Annotated in this window: 12 protein-coding genes; 8 read left to right on the plus strand and 4 right to left on the minus strand. The window is 59.8% G+C overall.

Annotated features, from left to right (window positions below; translation table 11 throughout):
• Positions 1–41: 41 nt before the first annotated feature.
• From ELE36_RS04585 to ELE36_RS04595, 3 genes are read left to right on the plus strand one after another with little or no spacing between them, the layout of a single operon-like run.
• The gene (locus ELE36_RS04585; protein WP_165371473.1) at positions 42–1,559 is read left to right on the plus strand and encodes an N-acyl-D-amino-acid deacylase family protein; all 1,518 of its coding nucleotides are present in this window, start codon (positions 42–44) and stop codon (positions 1,557–1,559) included.
• The gene (locus ELE36_RS04590) at positions 1,556–3,028 is read left to right on the plus strand and encodes an amino acid permease (protein ID WP_129831967.1); all 1,473 of its coding nucleotides are present in this window, start codon (positions 1,556–1,558) and stop codon (positions 3,026–3,028) included. The genes ELE36_RS04585 and ELE36_RS04590 overlap by 4 nt, the downstream gene beginning before the upstream one ends.
• A gap of 59 nt (positions 3,029–3,087) precedes the next feature.
• Entirely contained in the window at positions 3,088–4,017 is a 930-nt protein-coding gene (locus ELE36_RS04595; RefSeq protein WP_129831968.1) for a MurR/RpiR family transcriptional regulator, read from the plus strand.
• A gap of 228 nt (positions 4,018–4,245) precedes the next feature.
• Here ELE36_RS04595 and ELE36_RS04600 read toward each other — a convergent pair whose 3' ends face one another.
• Positions 4,246–7,050, minus strand: a complete 2,805-nt coding sequence (locus tag ELE36_RS04600) for a TonB-dependent receptor domain-containing protein (RefSeq protein WP_165371474.1) — start codon at positions 7,048–7,050, stop codon at positions 4,246–4,248.
• Between the two features lie 214 nt (positions 7,051–7,264).
• Between ELE36_RS04600 and ELE36_RS04605 the strand changes: the two genes are divergently transcribed.
• Positions 7,265–8,410, plus strand: coding sequence for a cyanophycinase (locus tag ELE36_RS04605; RefSeq protein ID WP_129831970.1), 1,146 nt, complete (start codon positions 7,265–7,267; stop codon positions 8,408–8,410).
• 43 nt (positions 8,411–8,453) lie between these two features.
• Here ELE36_RS04605 and ELE36_RS04610 read toward each other — a convergent pair whose 3' ends face one another.
• Positions 8,454–9,929, minus strand: a complete 1,476-nt coding sequence (locus ELE36_RS04610) for an FUSC family protein (protein WP_165371475.1) — start codon at positions 9,927–9,929, stop codon at positions 8,454–8,456.
• A gap of 171 nt (positions 9,930–10,100) precedes the next feature.
• Here ELE36_RS04610 and ssb point away from each other — a divergent pair, with 171 nt between their 5' ends.
• Both ssb and ELE36_RS04620 read left to right on the plus strand, forming a co-directional pair.
• Positions 10,101–10,592 carry a single-stranded DNA-binding protein gene (gene ssb / locus ELE36_RS04615; protein ID WP_129831972.1) on the plus strand — a complete coding sequence of 164 codons (492 nt, stop codon included), beginning with the start codon at positions 10,101–10,103 and terminating at the stop codon, positions 10,590–10,592.
• Positions 10,593–10,802: 210 nt separating this feature from the next.
• Positions 10,803–11,474, plus strand: coding sequence for a DNA alkylation repair protein (locus ELE36_RS04620; protein ID WP_129831973.1), 672 nt, complete (start codon positions 10,803–10,805; stop codon positions 11,472–11,474).
• Between the two features lie 166 nt (positions 11,475–11,640).
• Here the strand turns inward: ELE36_RS04620 and ELE36_RS04625 are convergent, their stop codons facing one another.
• A complete protein-coding gene (locus ELE36_RS04625) occupies positions 11,641–12,597 on the minus strand; it encodes an IS1595 family transposase (protein ID WP_129831974.1) in 957 nt (318 codons plus the stop codon).
• A gap of 199 nt (positions 12,598–12,796) precedes the next feature.
• On the minus strand, positions 12,797–15,322 hold the full coding sequence (locus ELE36_RS04630) for an RCC1 domain-containing protein (protein ID WP_165371476.1): 2,526 nt from the start codon (positions 15,320–15,322) through the stop codon (positions 12,797–12,799).
• A gap of 472 nt (positions 15,323–15,794) precedes the next feature.
• Between ELE36_RS04630 and ELE36_RS20480 the strand changes: the two genes are divergently transcribed.
• Both ELE36_RS20480 and ELE36_RS20485 read left to right on the plus strand, forming a co-directional pair.
• Positions 15,795–16,322 (plus strand): transposase, encoded by a 528-nt coding sequence (locus ELE36_RS20480; protein ID WP_207215860.1) that lies wholly within the window; start codon positions 15,795–15,797, stop codon positions 16,320–16,322.
• Between the two features lie 33 nt (positions 16,323–16,355).
• Entirely contained in the window at positions 16,356–16,502 is a 147-nt protein-coding gene (locus tag ELE36_RS20485; protein ID WP_207215861.1) for a hypothetical protein, read from the plus strand.
• Positions 16,503–16,657: the final 155 nt, after the last annotated feature.

Genomic DNA, 16,657 nt, shown 5'->3' on the forward strand with positions numbered 1-16,657 from the left:
GCGCAAAGCTGTGTAAGAGTGAGGAGTTGGACTTGAAGTTGATGCCACGATTTTGTCGCGTAACGCTGATCGCTGTTGCGCTGAATACACCTTTTGTCTGGGCGCAGGAAGGCGGTCACTCCACTGCGGCCGACAGCACGGTGATCGTGAATGCGCAGCTCGCCGACGGTAGCGGTGCGCCGTTGAAGAAAAGCAGCGTGCGCATTCGTGGCGATCGCATCGTGCAGGTTGGCGATTTCAAAGCGAAGCCGGGCGAGCATGTCATCGACGCACGCGGCTTGGTGCTCGCGCCGGGTTTCATCGACATCCACAACCATTCCGATCGCGGCATCAAGAACGATCCGCTCGCCGAAACACAGATTTCGCAAGGCATCACCACGGCGATCCTCGGCCCCGACGGTGATTCGCCGTGGCCGATTGCCGACTGGATCATCGAGCGCCGAAAAAATCCGGCAGCGTTGAATCTCGCGGTGATGGTCGGCCACGCCACCGTGCGCGAGTTGGTGCTGGGCAAGGACTATCAGCGCATCGCCACCGCTGCGGAAATCGGCAAAATGGCGCAACTGATCGAGCAGGGCATGAGCGAGGGCGCGATCGGTCTGTCAAGCGGGCTCGAATACGATATCGCGAGTTATGCCGGCACCGACGAGGTGATCGCGATGGCGAAAATCGCCGCGAAACACGGTGGTTTCTACATGACTCATATTCGCGACGAGGCCGACAAGGCGTTCGCCGCGCTGGAAGAAGAAATTGCGATCGGCGACGGCGCGCACATCGCGATCGAACATTCGCATATTAAGCTTGGCACGGTCGGCGTGTGGGGCAAGGCGCCCGAATATATTCGCGTGATCGAAGCCGCGCGCAAACGCGGTCTGGATTTTCTCGCCGACTGTTATCCCTACGATGCGTGGCACGCCAACATCAAGGTACTGGTGCCGGACAAGAAATACGAAGATGCGCTAAGTGTGGCGCGTGCATTGGCCGATGTCGGCGGCGCCGGCAACGTGACGATCACCGAATTTTCGCCGAATCGCGACTACGAACAGCACAGCATCGAGGCGCTGGCGAAGACCGCGAATATCACCGCGGTCGAGATGTTCATTCGCATCATTCGCGCCGGCGACGCGGCCAATACCGAAGCCATCGTGATCGGCAAATCGATGACCGAATCCGACATCAAGGCGTTCTATCAGCGGCCGTGGGTGATGGCGGCGAGCGACGGCGGCATCGGCGGAAAACATCCGCGTGGCGCCGGCACGTTTCCGCGCGTGCTCGGGGTTTTTGTGCGCGAGAAACACTGGTTGAGTTTGCCCGAGGCGATCCGCAAGATGACGTCGTTACCGGCGCAACGGCTCGGCTGGAAGGATCGCGGCATACTGCGCGAAGGTGCGATTGCCGATCTGGTGTTGTTTAATCCCGCGACCGTGATCGATCGTTCGACGTTCGCCAAACCCGGCGAAATTGCGACCGGCATCGAAACGGTTTTCGTGAATGGCAGCATCGTCTGGAATGAGGGCAAGGCGACCGGCATGCGTCCGGGCCGCGTGATCTCGAAATGATCGCGCGCCTGTTTGCGCGCAAGTCGATCGAGGCGCTCACGCAAGATGCCGGCGCGCTTGAATCTGGTTCGGCGCTGCCACGCACGCTGAGCCTTTTCAGTCTGACGTGCTTCGGTGTTGGCAGCACGATCGGCGCGGGTATCTTTGTGCTCACCGGCACGGTCGCCGCCGAGCGTGCCGGCCCGGCAGTGGTGTTGTCCTTCGTGCTCGCGAGTTTTGCGTGCGCGCTGGCCGGGTTGTGTTACGCCGAGTTCGCCGGCATGGTGCCGGTCGCGGGCAGCGCCTACACCTACGCCTACGCCACGCTCGGTGAACTCGTGGCGTGGATCATCGGCTGGTGCCTGATCCTGGAGTATCTGTTCGCGAGCGCGCTCGTGGCGATTGGCTGGTCGGGTTACGCGGTGTCGATGGCGGCAGATTTTGGCGTGATTTTGTCGCCCGCATTTACCCAGGCGCCGCTCGACGTCACCGCGGCCGGGCTGGTTTTTACCGGTGCCGTAATCAACCTGCCGGCGGTCGCGGTGGTGGTGTTATGCACGGGCTTGCTGCTGGCCGGTACGCGGTTATCGGCGCGTGTGAATGACATCATCGTCGTGGCGAAAGTCGCGGTCATTCTGGTCGTCGGCATCGCCGGATTGTTGTATGCGAACGGCAATCACTGGTCGCCGATGATTCCGACGAACAGCGGCCATTTCGGCGACTTCGGCATCAGCGGCGTGGTGACCGGCGCGGCGATCGTGTTCTACGCGTATGTCGGATTTGACGCGGTCTCGACGATGGCGCAGGAGACGCACAATCCGCGTCGCAACGTGCCGCTGGCACTGATCGCCTCGCTCGCCATCTGCACCGCGTTGTATGTGCTGGTCGCGCTCATGATCACCGGGCTGGCCGACTATCGTAGCCTCAACGTGCCCGATCCGGTCTACGTCGCAATCGCGCAAGCGGGCCCAGCGTTGGCTTGGGCCAAGCCGTTGATCGGTGCCGTGGTGGTGGTCGGATTGATCTCGGCGCTGCTGGTCACCTTGCTCGGGCAGGTACGAATTTTCTACGCGATGGCACGTGATGGTTTGTTGCCGAAATTGTTCATGGCGGTGCACCCGCGCTGGCGCACGCCGTATCTCGGCACGCTGGTCACGGGCGTTACTACCGCTGTGATTGCCGGATTGTTTCCACTGCAATTGCTGGGCGAATTGATTTCGATTGGCACCTTGCTCGCGTTCGCCATCGTCTGCCTTGGGGTGATCGTATTGCGCCAGCGACGCCCGGATTTGCCGCGACCATTTCGTGTGCCCGGTTATCCGTTTGTTCCACTCGCCGGTATCATTATCTGCATCGCCTTGATGCTGAGTCTGCCGCCTGATACTTGGCTGCGGCTGGCAATCTGGCTGATACTTGGTTTCGTGGTTTATGCGGTGTACGGTGTGCGCCATTCGCAGCTGCGCAAGTCGCTGCCGCGCGCGGATGTTTGATCTATTCGCACGCCGTATTCGTGATCCATAACGCAATCGTTTGAGCACTTCGCATAGCCATGGCCAAAAAAAACGTCGTCGAAAAAGTCCACGATTATCAATATCAGGCGCTGATCGAAAAGCGTCTGAACGGATTGAGCACGGCCGAGCAGGCGGTGGCCAGTCATCTTGCTGCACACCCCGAGCAGATGCCATTTGAAACAGCGGATTCGCTCGGCAAGCGCCTCAGCGTAAGCGCGATGACGGTCGGCCGCACCTTGAAGGCGCTGGGTTACAAAGGCCTAGCCGAATTGCGCGCGGAGATGTGTTCGGAAGTTTCCGATCTGGCGCCATGGAGTCGTCGCGGCGCACCGAAAGCACCGACCGTGTTGAAAAGCGCCGATCGCACGCGTGCATTAAAAGCCGAGCTCGAAGCGATCGAGGCGGTGCACGCGCTTACCGAAACCTCGGCGTGGCAAGATGCGGCGAAATTGATCGCGCGCGCCGACAAGGTTTTTGTCGCGGGTTTCCAGACTGAGCGCGGCCTCGCGCTGGCGTTCGCCGACCACCTCGCTTATGTGCGGCCCGGTGTGCGTTACATCACCGTTGAAAATCGCGCGTTCGCCGATTTGCGCACCGAGGCCAGCGCCGACAGTTGTGTGGTGATGGTCGATTGCCGACGTTATTCGCGCTGGTTCCGCCTGCTCGGCGAGAAAGCATCGAGCCTCGGCATACCGCTGGTGATCGCTACCGATGTGTATTGCAGTTGGGCGTCCACGTTGACGCCATGTGTATTGCCGGCGCGCACCGATTCGGGGCGTTTCTGGGCCAATCACGCGCCCATATCGAGTCTGCTGAATTTGCTGCTCGAAGATGTGATCGAGCACCTCGGCGATGCCGTGCATGCACGACTCGACGCGGCCACGGAATTCGGTTCGGCCTTTGTTGGTTTCGAGCGTGTGCACCGGCAACGGCAAACCAAGAAAAAGCTTGCGCCTAAACGCGGCTGAATTTGCGCAACGCTCGATTTCTAATTCCGGCTTGATGTCTCATCGAGTCTGCGCTTCGTAGAGTGCAGTTGCTAACACCTCTGTGCGTCTATTTCGCGTTTGATAAGCGTGTCTGCGAAAATTCCAGTATGGCCGTATAGACGGCCAAAAAAAAAGGCACCGCCGCGCAACCTGGATGCGGGCGGTGCCATCCTCAAACGATGAGGTCAGCAAATTGTACGGATAGAGTTACTTGCTTTCGCTGCCGCCAAAACGGTAGTTGAACTCGACGAAATACGCGCGCCCGATCGGGCTGTACCAGCTGCGGCTGTAATACGGATACCCAGTCCATGTGCTGTCTTTGCCTGGTTTGGAGTCGAACAGGTTGTCGACGATCAGGGTCAAGGCGGCATGTGAGTTGAAGCGATAATTCAGTGAACCGTTGTAGACGAAGGTTGGGCCGAGTCGCTGCGTGCCGTCGTAATTCGGCAGGCCGCCGATGCGTGAGCCGTGGATCGTCGTGGTGAGTTTGTCCAAAGTCCACGCGACCGAATAGCTGGTCTTGTCGCGCGGGATCACGTAGTTGTAGAGATCCGTCAATTCGTTATTGACTGCATCGCCCGGAAACAGCTGGATGGTGTGGGTCGCTACATAGGTATAACCGAGGTTGAAATCGAAACTGCCGATGCGATCGGTTTCGAGCTTGTAGTGCGCATCAAAATCGATGCCAGAGGTGCGATCCACCGCCGCGTTGATTGGAACTACCAATACCGAAGTGATGCCTTCGGGATTGTTCGCCGAGTTGGCCGGATTGCGTACCACGCGGCTGATGATGTCCTGGCATTTCGCCGAGTTGATATCGACCGGCGTGCCGCCCGGGGTCTGGCCGAGACGGCAATCGGCTTCCTCGCGCAACACGGCGTCGGTGGTCTGATATTCGACTTCGTTGTTGAGCTTGATGATGTAGTAGTCGGCGGTGATGTCCAGACCCTTGATCGGCGAGTATACAAAGCCATACGTATACGATTTGCTGGTCTCATTCTTCAGCGCCGTGCTGCCGTGACTGCGGCCGTTGTAGCCGACATCGCCATTGCTGCAGTCGTCGAGAAAGTCTGGCGCGGTACCTGGCTCGTCGCGACGACAGAGGAAATAATCGGTGCCGCCCGAGCTCGATCCGCTGAGTCCCGCATACAGATAACTCAGATCCGGCGCACGGAATCCGGTGCCGGCCGAGCCGCGCAACAGCAAGCTATCGAACGGGCGGTATTCGATGCCAAGCGAGTAGGTGAACTTGCTCGCCGTGGTGGCGCTATATTCGTAACGATCGTAGCGTCCCGCGGCGCTGATGTTGAGCTTCGAGAACACTGGCACGCTGAATTCGATACCCGTGCCCATGTGGTCGCGCGAACCGACGGCACCCGTGTTGTGCAGGCCGAAATACGTTCCGTCGAGCGACAACGGATCGGGTTTGAGGCCGTAATATTGATTGCCGTATTCGGCAACGCCGGCAAATCCGACCGGGCCGGCCGGCAGATTAAACAGCTCGGTATTGGTTGCGGTGAAGCTGAAATTTTCCGAACGACTGCTGTCGTTGTCGACTGAATCCTGCGTGATCGAACGAAACTGCGCGACGGTTAGCGGCGTATACAGCCGGCTGTACGGTGCGTTGTAGATGTTGTAGCCGCTATCGGGATCGATGCCCAGCGACGGCCCGAGATACAGTGCCTGCGCTTTGCTTGAGATCAGCGCGGGTTCCTTGTTTTCGAGCTGGTTCTGCGAGTGCCCGAACAACGCTTCATAGGTCCAGTTGGTTCCCGCCAGCGAACCCTTGATGCCGGTGTTCAGCGAGTAGGTATTGTCGATGATGCGGATCTTGCCCGCATCGAATCCGCCGTTTTCCTCGATCGTGAAATATTGCCGCTGCCATTGCTCGATCTGGTTGGTAGCCTGATTGAAAAAAGGCACCGGTGAGGAATCGCCGTTGAGCTGATAGCTGTTCTCCCACTTCAATGGCGTGTTGTAACTTTCCTGGTGTGAGGTGCCGGCCTGCAGGTCGACGAACAGCTCCATGCTGTCGTTGATATGGTAAGTGGCCGAACCGTAGAAGTTCACCGCTTTGCGGCCGTTTTCGAGGGTGCCGTAGCCGATATCCTTGTAGCTGCCGCAGTAGTTGCCGTAGTTTTTCCGATAGGCGTAAACGATCGAACCCTGATCGTAGCCGGCTAGAGCATCGCAGGTCGCCTTGCCCGGGTCGATGTAGTTCTCGTCCTCGTCCATGATCACGAACACCGGATCGGCGTATAGCTTGGATCCCGTTGCCGGGCTGTCGAGGCGCGAATCGGTGAAGCTGCGCTGGTACGCCCACAGCGGTTTGGCGTTGTAGAACTCCACACCGAAAATCGAATCGAAGTTGCCGTTCGAATAACCGCTGGTGATCTGCAGGCGCTGCGAACTGCCGCCGCCGTGCTGGGTATCGCCCTCGCGGAAATCGATTGTCGTGCCGTCAGCTTTTTTCTTGAGGATAAAGTTGATGACGCCGGAAATCGCGTCCGATCCGTACACCGCCGAGGCGCTGCCGCTGAGCACTTCGATGCGCTCGATCAGCGAGGTCGGCAGGTTGGAAATATCGGTGAAATTGCTATTGCCCTGATATGACTGCGGATAGTCGGCAATGCGGCGGCCGTTGACCAGCACCAGTGTGTGATTTGGGCCGAGGCCACGCAGATCGACCGCTTGCGCGCCCGGCGAAAAGCCATTCGTGTTCTGGTTATTGTCGGTTGCACCGAGATTCTGCGTGAGCGCCGACATCACGTCGGCAACCGTGCCGTAGCCGTTGTTGAGGATGTCCTTGGCGGTGATGATAACCACCGGGGCCGGGCCTTCGACTTGCGCACGTGGAATGCGTGAACCGGTCACTTCCACGGTGTCGAGTTTGGCGGTCGTGGTACTACTTGTGGCGGTCGAATCTTGCGGATCGGCTGCCGTATCAGCTGCCAGCGCGTGGCTACAACTCAATGCAGTCAGCACGGCGACCGCGATCAATGTTTTTTGCATGATGTTCCCCAAAAGATTTTTTGATTTCGCCCCAGCACAGCCGCTCGCTACTGTGCCCGTCCTACTTGCCTTGTATCTTTGCCGAGATTGCATGCAGCTACACATGCGGTTAATGTTCTAACAGAATTTCAGAGTGTGTATGTTCTAACACAGCTTTAACATCACGACAAGTTTCGAAAGACACATAGCCATCATCACCGTGGAGACCGACACCATGCGTTTGCGTTGCCAATCATTCATTTTTTCGATGCTATTCGCGGCGGTAACGTTCGCATTTTCGGTCTGCGCCATCGCTGCCGTAACAGCCATTGCAGCGGCGCCAATCGCCGCAGCGCCAGCATCGGAAAAGACCAAACCGCACAATTATCGCGACAAGAACTTCGATTATTTCGTCAGCGGTGATCCAGCCGCACCACGCGCCGCGCATACCGAATTCGGCCTCGCGCTGATGGGCGGCGGTGGCGCGGTCGATACGGCATATCACTTCATCGCGACCCACGCTGGCGGCGGACATATCGTGATCCTGCGCGCGGTCAGCGACGACAGTTTTGATCCGACCGACGGCGACATCGACGATTCATTTCTGCACACGTGGGGGCCGGTGACATCGGCGCAGACCATCGTTTTTCACAATCGCGAGGCGGCATTCGATCCACGTGTGCTCGCCGCATTACAGGGTGCCGACGGCATTTTTCTCGCGGGCGGCGATCAGGGCAATTACCTGCGTTACTGGAAAGGCACGCCGGTGCAAACGGCGCTCAATAAACACGTCGCGGCGAATCGGCCGATCGGTGGCAGCAGTGCGGGCTTGGCGATACTCGGGCGCTACAGTTACACCTGCCTTGACGGCAACAGCGTGGAATCGAAAGACGCGCTGGCCGATCCGTACAACGCCAGCATGACCCTCGAAAGCGATTTCTTGCATTATCGCGGGATGGAAAACGTCATGACCGATACGCATTTTTCGGCGCGGCATCGTCTGGGGCGCCTCATCACTTTCGTCGCGCGTTTTCATGCCGATCAGCCTGGCGCAAAAACGTTCGGCCTCGGCATCGATGAAAAAACTGCGGTGTTGGTCGGCGCCGATGGCATCGGTCGGATCGCCGCAGGTTCGGTTGGCAGCGCGTGGCTGGTGCTGCCGCAACAGCCGGCAACCACGCTGGCGAAAGGCGAGCCGCTCTCAATCAAGGATGTGCGCATCGTGCGGCTGGATGGCGCCAGCAGCATCGACCTGAAAACGCGCGCCGTGCAGCACGCCGCGGCTGAGGCGACGATCTCGATCCTGCACGGCAAACCGACCGCGGATTCGATCGCATCACCGATTCTGCAACGCGACGCGGTGCCGTCTGGCGAAAGTTGATCGATTGGTTTGCCGCGATTTTCTGCAGGCGCGCACCATGCAGTTAATCTTGCGTCGGCTGCGTGCTCGCGGGATCTGCATCCAGCGCCGCGCATGCGGTCAGCGAACCATACAAATCTCGCAGTGCCGGCAAAATTTCCGTCGGTTCGCGTAGTGACTTGCGTGCCGCACCCACGGCTCGGCGTGCTCCGACCGGCGTCGCTTTTTTTTCGATCAGTGCGATCGCGGGATCGCGACACGCGAGCAGCGCATCTACCCAATCCGCCGGCTGCAAACGGCGAAAATGTTTCGTCAGCAGCCGACTCGCGCGAAACGCCGGAGCCAACTGTTCTACCGCATCGAGCGCCGCGATGAAAAGTTCGGGTGCGCGCAGCGGATTCGCTGGATCCAGCGCGTCAGAAAGACACGCCAATGCATCGGCAATGCGCCGTCGCAAAACTGCGGATGAGCGCACCGGCAGCACGAACCACGATGCGGCCACGCCAATGACGGCGCCGATCAAGATTTCTTCCATGCGTAGCCCAAGAATGGATGCCGTCGATGCGCCGACAAAACCTTGCAGCAAAGCCAGCGCGAGCGTGACGAACAGCGCCCACCACGCATAACCCAACGGACGCAGCCACAGACCCAAAAACACCGCGACCAAGATCAACACAACGGTGGTCGTATCATGTGATCCGAAATTGTTGCTGAGCGCTAACGCGAGGAAGGTTCCCGCCGCCGCGCCGAGCACCCGCAGCACGCTTTTGTATACGACATCCAGCCGGCCGCGGTTGCCGCTGCTAACGATAAAAGCGGTGAGCACGATCCACGCCCAATGGTCGGCAAACCAGACGTATCCCACGATGAACGATACCGTCAGCGCGACGGCCATCTGGATGGCCATGCGCGTGCTGGCAATTGGCCGCAACAAACTCTCGCCGCGTGGCGCTGGGGGCGCATTTTCGCGCACGGGCCGAGTCGGCAAAAATCCGATACGCTCGGCCAGTGCATGCAAGCTACTCACCCATAGCAGTGCCAGCAGCGCCACGACTATCGGCGCGATCAGCGCCGGGATAGCGCCACCCGGGGCCGCGGGAATGTAGGGCGTCGTTAGCAGTACAACAAACGGCAACGCGATCAGCGAGCCGGCCCGGCCGGCCATCGGTCCGAACCGCCGCAGCCAGATCGAAACAAACATGCCCGCGACAAACACAACGGCGCCGAGCCATCGGCTGTGCTGCAGCAGGCTGCCGATACCGACCGCGACCAAGCCGACCAGCGGCAGCGCAATGGCCGCCTCGATACGACCGCGCCGATCGCGATCAAGGTGGCTGCGCGATAGCGAGATGCACAACACCACCGCCAATACTCCGGCGCCAATACCGGGCGCGATCAGCATCGTGATGAGCAACGTGGCGATCGCAGACAGCATCGTGATGCAGGCTTCGCGTAGCGCACGCAGCAGCGAACCCGCGCGTGCGCTGCCGCTCGGCGCTAGTTTGCGGGCAATAACAGCGGGCAAGTCGTCGTGTTTCATTCGTATCTTTGAAGGTTTAGTGTGTTGGCGCATTTCGCCGGGCTTTGCGAATTTGTCGCTACTGGCAACGCTGTTATGATGCCCTGCGAGATGATGGCGGCGTCAGGCGACAGTGCGAACTGTGTCGAAGCTGCTTTCGCTAACTTCAGGCAAGAATAAAAGGAAAGTCATATGGCACGCGGAATCAATAAAGTCATCCTCGTCGGCAACCTCGGCGCCGACCCCGAAACGCGTTACACCGCCAGCGGCGCGGCGATCACCAGCATTCGCATCGCGACCTCGGAAGCGTGGAAAGACAAGACCACCGGCGAGCAGCAAGAGCGCACCGAATGGCATCGCATCAAGTTTTTCGGGCGCCTTGCCGAAATCGCTGGCGAGTACCTGAAGAAAGGCAGCCAGGTGTATGTCGAAGGCAAATTGCGCACCGACGAATACGAGAAGGATGGCGTGAAACGTTATTCCACCGACGTGATCGCCGATGAAATGCAGATGCTCGGCGGTCGCGGTGAAGGTGGCGGCGGAGGCATGGGTGGAGGCGGTGGTGGTAGCGGAGCACCACGCGAACGCGCCGAACGTGGTCCCGCACGCGGGCCGCAATCCGCACCGACGCGCAACACGCCGCCGCCGTCAGACAGTTTTGACGACGACGAAATTCCGTTCTGAAACCTTCCGGCGTTGTTGCTGGATGTAGTCATGAAAAGCCCGCCGTCGTGCGGGCTTTTTCTTTGCCTGCGAGTCGTGGATCGCTGATTGGTCGGCGTTGATGATGACCAATCGCAGGCACCTACCGGGCGTTGAAACAGGCTCTGCTCGGATCCATCGCAACAACAAAAAAGGCGTATAAGATGCGTTGAAAACGGCAGGAGGAAAATCATGAATTTGACCGATGCCAAGTCGATATTGGCCGAGATGGAAACCCTCGGCACGGAGCAAGCGCGCAAGACCTATCAGCGCCACGGCGTCGGCGATAAAGTTCTCGGAGTGAGTTACGCCGATCTCGGCAAGCTGCAGAAAAAACTCAAGACCAATCACAAGATCGCGCTCGATCTGTGGGCCAGCGGCATCCACGATGCACAAATCCTGGCGTGCATGATTGCCGACCCGCAGCAGGCCGACGCCGCGCTGCTGGAGAAGTGGGTAAAGACGCTGAGCAATTACGTCATCACCGATGCTTTCAGTGGTTATGTAGCCAAGTCGCCGCTCGCAGAATCGAAGGCCGATGTATGGATAAAATCGGACCAGGAATGGATCAACAGCGCCGGTTGGAATATTGTCGGTACGCTCGCTAAAACCGATACGTCGTCAGCCGACGCCTGGTTCATTACGTGTTTGACAACGATCGAACGCGATCTGCAAACCAGCAAAAACCGCACGCGTCACACCATGAACAACACGCTGATCGCGATCGGCGCGCGCAATCCCGCGCTACAAGCCAAAGCGATGGCTGCGGCCAAGCGCATCGGTAAGGTTTTAGTCGATCATGGCCTGACCAACTGCAAGACGCGCGACGCGGTTGCGCTTCTTCTCGCGCTGAAAAATCCGTGATCTTCCATCATGACTTGTGCATCGACTCTCTGCGTAAGGTGATGAGTGCGACCTACGCACCATGCGACCAATCTTCGAGTCTGGTTTCCAGTAGCGGTTTAGGTGATGCTCCGATATGAACCGATCAGCGTCAACTGACATTAATTTTCCTGATTAGCGCGAAGTCTCAGCAGACATAAATCGCTTCTTCACGTAGTCGCCGTTCCGATGAATAGCCCTCATGCACACTGTCGTTCAACAAAGCTGCCAGCATGCCGGCCAAGTCGAAACGGCGGTTGAAGCGCCACATCGCTTCGGCGAGATAGCGTTGCGCGTACTTGGCGTGTTTGATGGCGTGACAGGTGCCATCGAGCGAGCGCTTGACGTTACCCAGAACGGTATTTACCCAGCGCATGCGCGGATGCATCGCCGCGGCACGACCGGGGCCTGCCCTGACCACGGTATGCGCATGGCTATCACTCAGCACGGTGAAGCAGCCCAATCCGTCACTGAAGACGTCGGTACCCGGAACCAAATGCGCTTGCGCCCAGGCGTGAACGGCCGCAGAGGTAAAGCCCTTCACTGCCGTCGCTACGGCGTGGCGCGGATGACCGCGCTCATCCGTGGCGACGGCCAGCAGAAAAGGGCGCTTGTTCTCCGCCCCCCTGCCGGATTTGCCGCCATTGCGTTCCCCGCCCAGGTGCGCATCGTCCAGTTCCACGATGCCGCCCAACTGACGTTGTGCCTCACGCGAGTTCATTGCCTGCATCAACTTGTGCTTGATGCGCCAGGCAGCGGAGTAACTCACACCCAGATGGCGCATCAACTCCAGTGCCGCGATCGCGTTCTTGCTTTGCGTCAGCAGATACATCGCCCGGAACCACGTCCTCAGCGGCAGCTTCGTGTTCTCCAATACCGTACCTGCGACTAGGCTGGCCTGATGCCCGCAGCGACGACATTCCCACAGCGTCTGATGGCCGCGCTCGAACCGCGTGGCAGCCGCGTTCTGGCAGCGTGGACACACGAAACCGTTGGGCCACCGCGTCGACTCAAGCGCCGCCGCGCAGGCCGCCTCATTGCCGTACCGTTTTTCGAACTGGGTCATCGACATGCCGGGTTGGAACTGGATTTTGTTCATCGCCATGCGTTTCTCCTCGTCGGGAGACCAGTATTCAGCCGGCTTGTCGCACGGTCTGAGACTTCGCGCTAATCAGGTTAATTTTTGAAGCTGATCTATTGTGCTCATGGGGGAAGATCAGCGCCCTTCGATTAAGCAGCCAGTCATTAGCGGTTATGCTGGCGGCACACTGTTTGATACTGCTGTATCCCCTCGCTGTGGCGATCTAGTGTTTAAAACCACCCCAAATATCCAGGCCGCTGGCAAAAATCAGATCGTTTTCCACCTGGATCAAGCGCAGTTGTTGCGGCGGGGTAGACCGGAAAGTTTCGGCGTAGGCCGAGACGCGCACGCCGCACAAGCCGGTGTTGTTGAAGGCCAGTATGTTGTTGCTAACGCTGCAGGTGTCTGGCGTCCAGGTATCGAGGATCAGTATGCCGGGGTTTGCGGTGGCGAAAAGACTGGCGAAATTCGCAGACGCGCCCAACCCGGCGCGCGCAAGCGGCTCGAAGGTGATCGATCGCCCGGCACGCACCTTTTCGGGAGACGTCGAACTGCTCACTGCAATACTGTCTACGGCTAGCTGGCCGTCGTCATTGCCGCCCCAGCAAAGCACCGTCTTCGCCGCGGTCAGTGCGCAAGTGTGTTGGTACCCGGCGTCGACGGCCACAACGCCACTGTCGAGGTAGAGCACATCGAAGGGCGTGTTCCTGTCAACCAGGCTCCCGTCGCCTATCTGTCCGCGCGCGTTCGCGCCGAAGCACTTCAACGCGCCGCCGGTGGTGATGACGCAGGTGTGCAGGCTGCCCGCCGCGATGGCGGAGATGCCTGCAGTCAAGCCGGTTGGCTGGATGGGGGTGGTCGTATAGGCGAGGTTGCCGGCGGCGATCTGGCCGTTGGAGTTCGATCCCCAACACTTCACGGCGCCCGCTGTGGTGAGGGCGCAAGTGTGCTTGTCTCCAGTAGCGATGGCAGCGATACCGCTGCCCATTCCAGTGACCGGCACGGGGGTGCTCCGGTCGGTCTGCGTGCCGTCGCCGAGTTGGCCCAGGTCGTTCTTGCCCCAGCACTGAACCGCGCCCGTCGTGGTCAAGGCGCAAGTGTGGAAGGTGCCCGCTGCAATCGCCGCCACCCCGCTGCCGAGGCCGCTGACGCTGATAGGCGCGTCCCTCTCGATCTGAGTGCCATCGCCAAGCTGACCATTGCCATTGACTCCCCAGCACTTGACCGCACCGGCCGTGGTGCGCACGCAAGTGTGGGAGCCACTGTGAGACGTCGCGATGGCGGCAACGCCACTGGCCAGGCCGCTGACTTCCACGGGTGTGTACGAGTGGTTCAGCCCAGGGTTGCCCAGCGTGCCATAAAAATTGCTGCCCCAGCACAGTACTCCGCCCGAAACGGTCACGGCGCAACTGTAACGGAAGCCCGGCGCGATGATGGCAATGCCGCTGAGCAGTCCGCTGACAGATGTGGGCGCGGACCTGCTGTTGACTGGCGCACCGTCACCGAGCTGGCCGGACAAATCTTTGCCCCAGCACCGGGGCGTACCCGCCGCCGTCAGCGCGCAGGTGTGCTCGGCGCCGGTCGCGATGGCGGTCACCACGCTGCTGTTGTGGGCATACACCTCCACCGGCAGATTCGTGTCCGTCATGGTGCTGTCGCCGAGCTGGCCGTTGGAGTTAAAACCCCAGCACGTCAAGCCTCCCAGCGTGCTCTGGGCGCAGGTGTGGTAGCCACCGGCCGCGATGGCGACGACGTCTGACAGGCCACTCACCGCCACGGGCACCGTGGCAACGGTGGTGGTACCGTTGCCGAGCTGGCCGGTAAAGTTCTGGCCCCAGCATTTCACCGTGCCGGTCGTGACTAGGGCGCAGGTGTGAAAGTTGGTCGCTGCGATACTGGCCACATTGCTCAGGCCGCTGACCGCGACGGGCGTGGGGCTGTTGGTGGTGATGCCGTTGCCGAGCTCGCCCTCGCTGTTGTAGCCCCAACACTTCACGGTGCCCACGCGGGTGAGCGCGCAGGTGTGCCGTGACGCCGCGGCAATGGCGGCGACGCCGCTGCCCAGGCCAATTACCGCCACCGGCGTGGCGCTGTCGGTCGTCGTGCCGTCACCGAGTTGGCCGTACACATTCGAGCCCCAGCATTTCACCGCGCCCGCACGGGTCAGGGCGCAGGTGTGGGAGGTGCCTGCCGTGATGGCGACCACGTCGGTCAAGCCGATCACTGCAAGTCCGGGTGCGTTCTTGTTGGTCAAGGTGCCGTCGCCGAGCTGGCCAAACGCGTTGTAGCCCCAGCACAGCACCACGCTGCCCGAGGTGAGGCCGCAGGTATGCGAACCGCCTGCCGCCAAGGACGCGATACTTCCCACGATCGTCGCCACCGGCGTGGACTGGTTGGTATTGGTTCCGTTGCCGAGCTGGCCCCGTGTATTGTTGCCCCAGCAGCGGACAAATCCCTGCACGGTCACGGCGCAGGCGTGGGCGCTACCGGCCGCGATGGCGACCGCATCGGTGAGGCCACTCACTGCAATTGGCGTGGCGGCGTCGCTGGTGCTGCCGTTGCCGAGTTGGCCCGCGCTATTCTGACCCCAGCACTCGACCGATCCTGGCGGCGTCAGAGCGCAGGTGTAGAAGCTGCCCGCCGCCACTTGGGTTACGGTTGGATCGAGCATGCTGGGTGTCAAGTATGCCGCATGAACCATCGGCAGGCCGACCAAGAAAAGTACGGCGGTGGTAACAAGGTGGCGCATGGCACTCTCCCATTCGTTTGATCGCGGTTCCGATTCGCAAAATCGATTCGCAGTGCGCGTCTTTTGCGAGTAACGCCAACTCGCGGACAACTGCGACATAGCAGACCCGCCACAACGCCGTCGAGGTGGAGTGAACCTTTAACCGCTGCACTTTATCAAGGTCGACGAACTCATTCCTGCGCGCTTCGTATTCAACGAAACCCTTCAAATCCATTCATTTACGTTGGCGTCGCAGGGCGCAGGTCAACGCAGAATACTCCGAAATTTTTTTTTAGACCTGTACCTAAGTAGCCAACATCGCCCACTCCGGAACAGCTCCATCAAATCGGGGCGATTCATTGCGGAGCGTCGGGCATTTCAAGGAAACGATCGCAGGCGCCACTCAGCGGGGCGATCGGGGAGGCGTCGAAGACAGAGTCGATGATGGGGTCAGGTCTTTTAATGCCACATTCTACGGCCTAAGGGAACAACGATGTCTCGCCCATTACGCATCGAATTCTCCGGCGCGCTTTATCATGTCATGGCGCGTGGCAATGCGCGCGAGGACATCTTTCGCAACGACGCTGATCGCGAGCATTTTCTTGCCAGTCTCGGACGCGCCTGCGCGCGGTTTGACTGGCAGGTGTGGGCGTATTACCTGATGGATAATCACTATCATCTGTTGGTCGAGACGCGTCGCGCGACGCTGTCGCGCGGCATGCGCGAGGTCAATGGCATCTATACGCAAGCGTTCAATCGTCGCCATGGCCGGGTCGGGCATGTGCTGCAGGGCCGCTACAAATCGGTGCTGATCGACAAGGACGCGTACCTGCAGGAAGTGTCGCGTTACATCGTGCTCAATCCGGTGCGCGCATGCCTGTGTGCGAATGCCGGCGATTGGGAATGGAGCAGTTATCGCGCCGTAATGGGAAAAGCGCCCGCCGAAGATTGGCTGGCGGTAGCCGATACTCTCGCCACTTTCGGCTACATGCCCGGCCCGGCACGCATAGCGTATGCGTGATTCGTTGCCGAGGGTGCCAGCGGTGGCGATCTGATGGACGATGTGACCGCACAGATTTTCCTCGGTGACGAGGCCTTTGTCGCCAAGGCGATGAAGCAGGCCAAGGGCGCCATGCGCGAAGTTCCGAAGCGACAACGCGCCTGGAAATCATTGCTTGCGTACGAACGGGAAGCGACGTAACGCAACGCTGCCATTCGCGCCGTGTACGCCAACGGGGCGTATTCGCTGCAAGCCATCGGCGCTCATTTTGGTTTGCACTATGCAAAGATCAGCCGACTGGCACGCGAGGGCAATGTGTGAATACAAGACATGACCCTTTCTTTTGCTTCCTTCTT

This window comes from Pseudolysobacter antarcticus (assembly GCF_004168365.1).
Lineage (GTDB): Bacteria > Pseudomonadota > Gammaproteobacteria > Xanthomonadales > Rhodanobacteraceae > Pseudolysobacter > Pseudolysobacter antarcticus.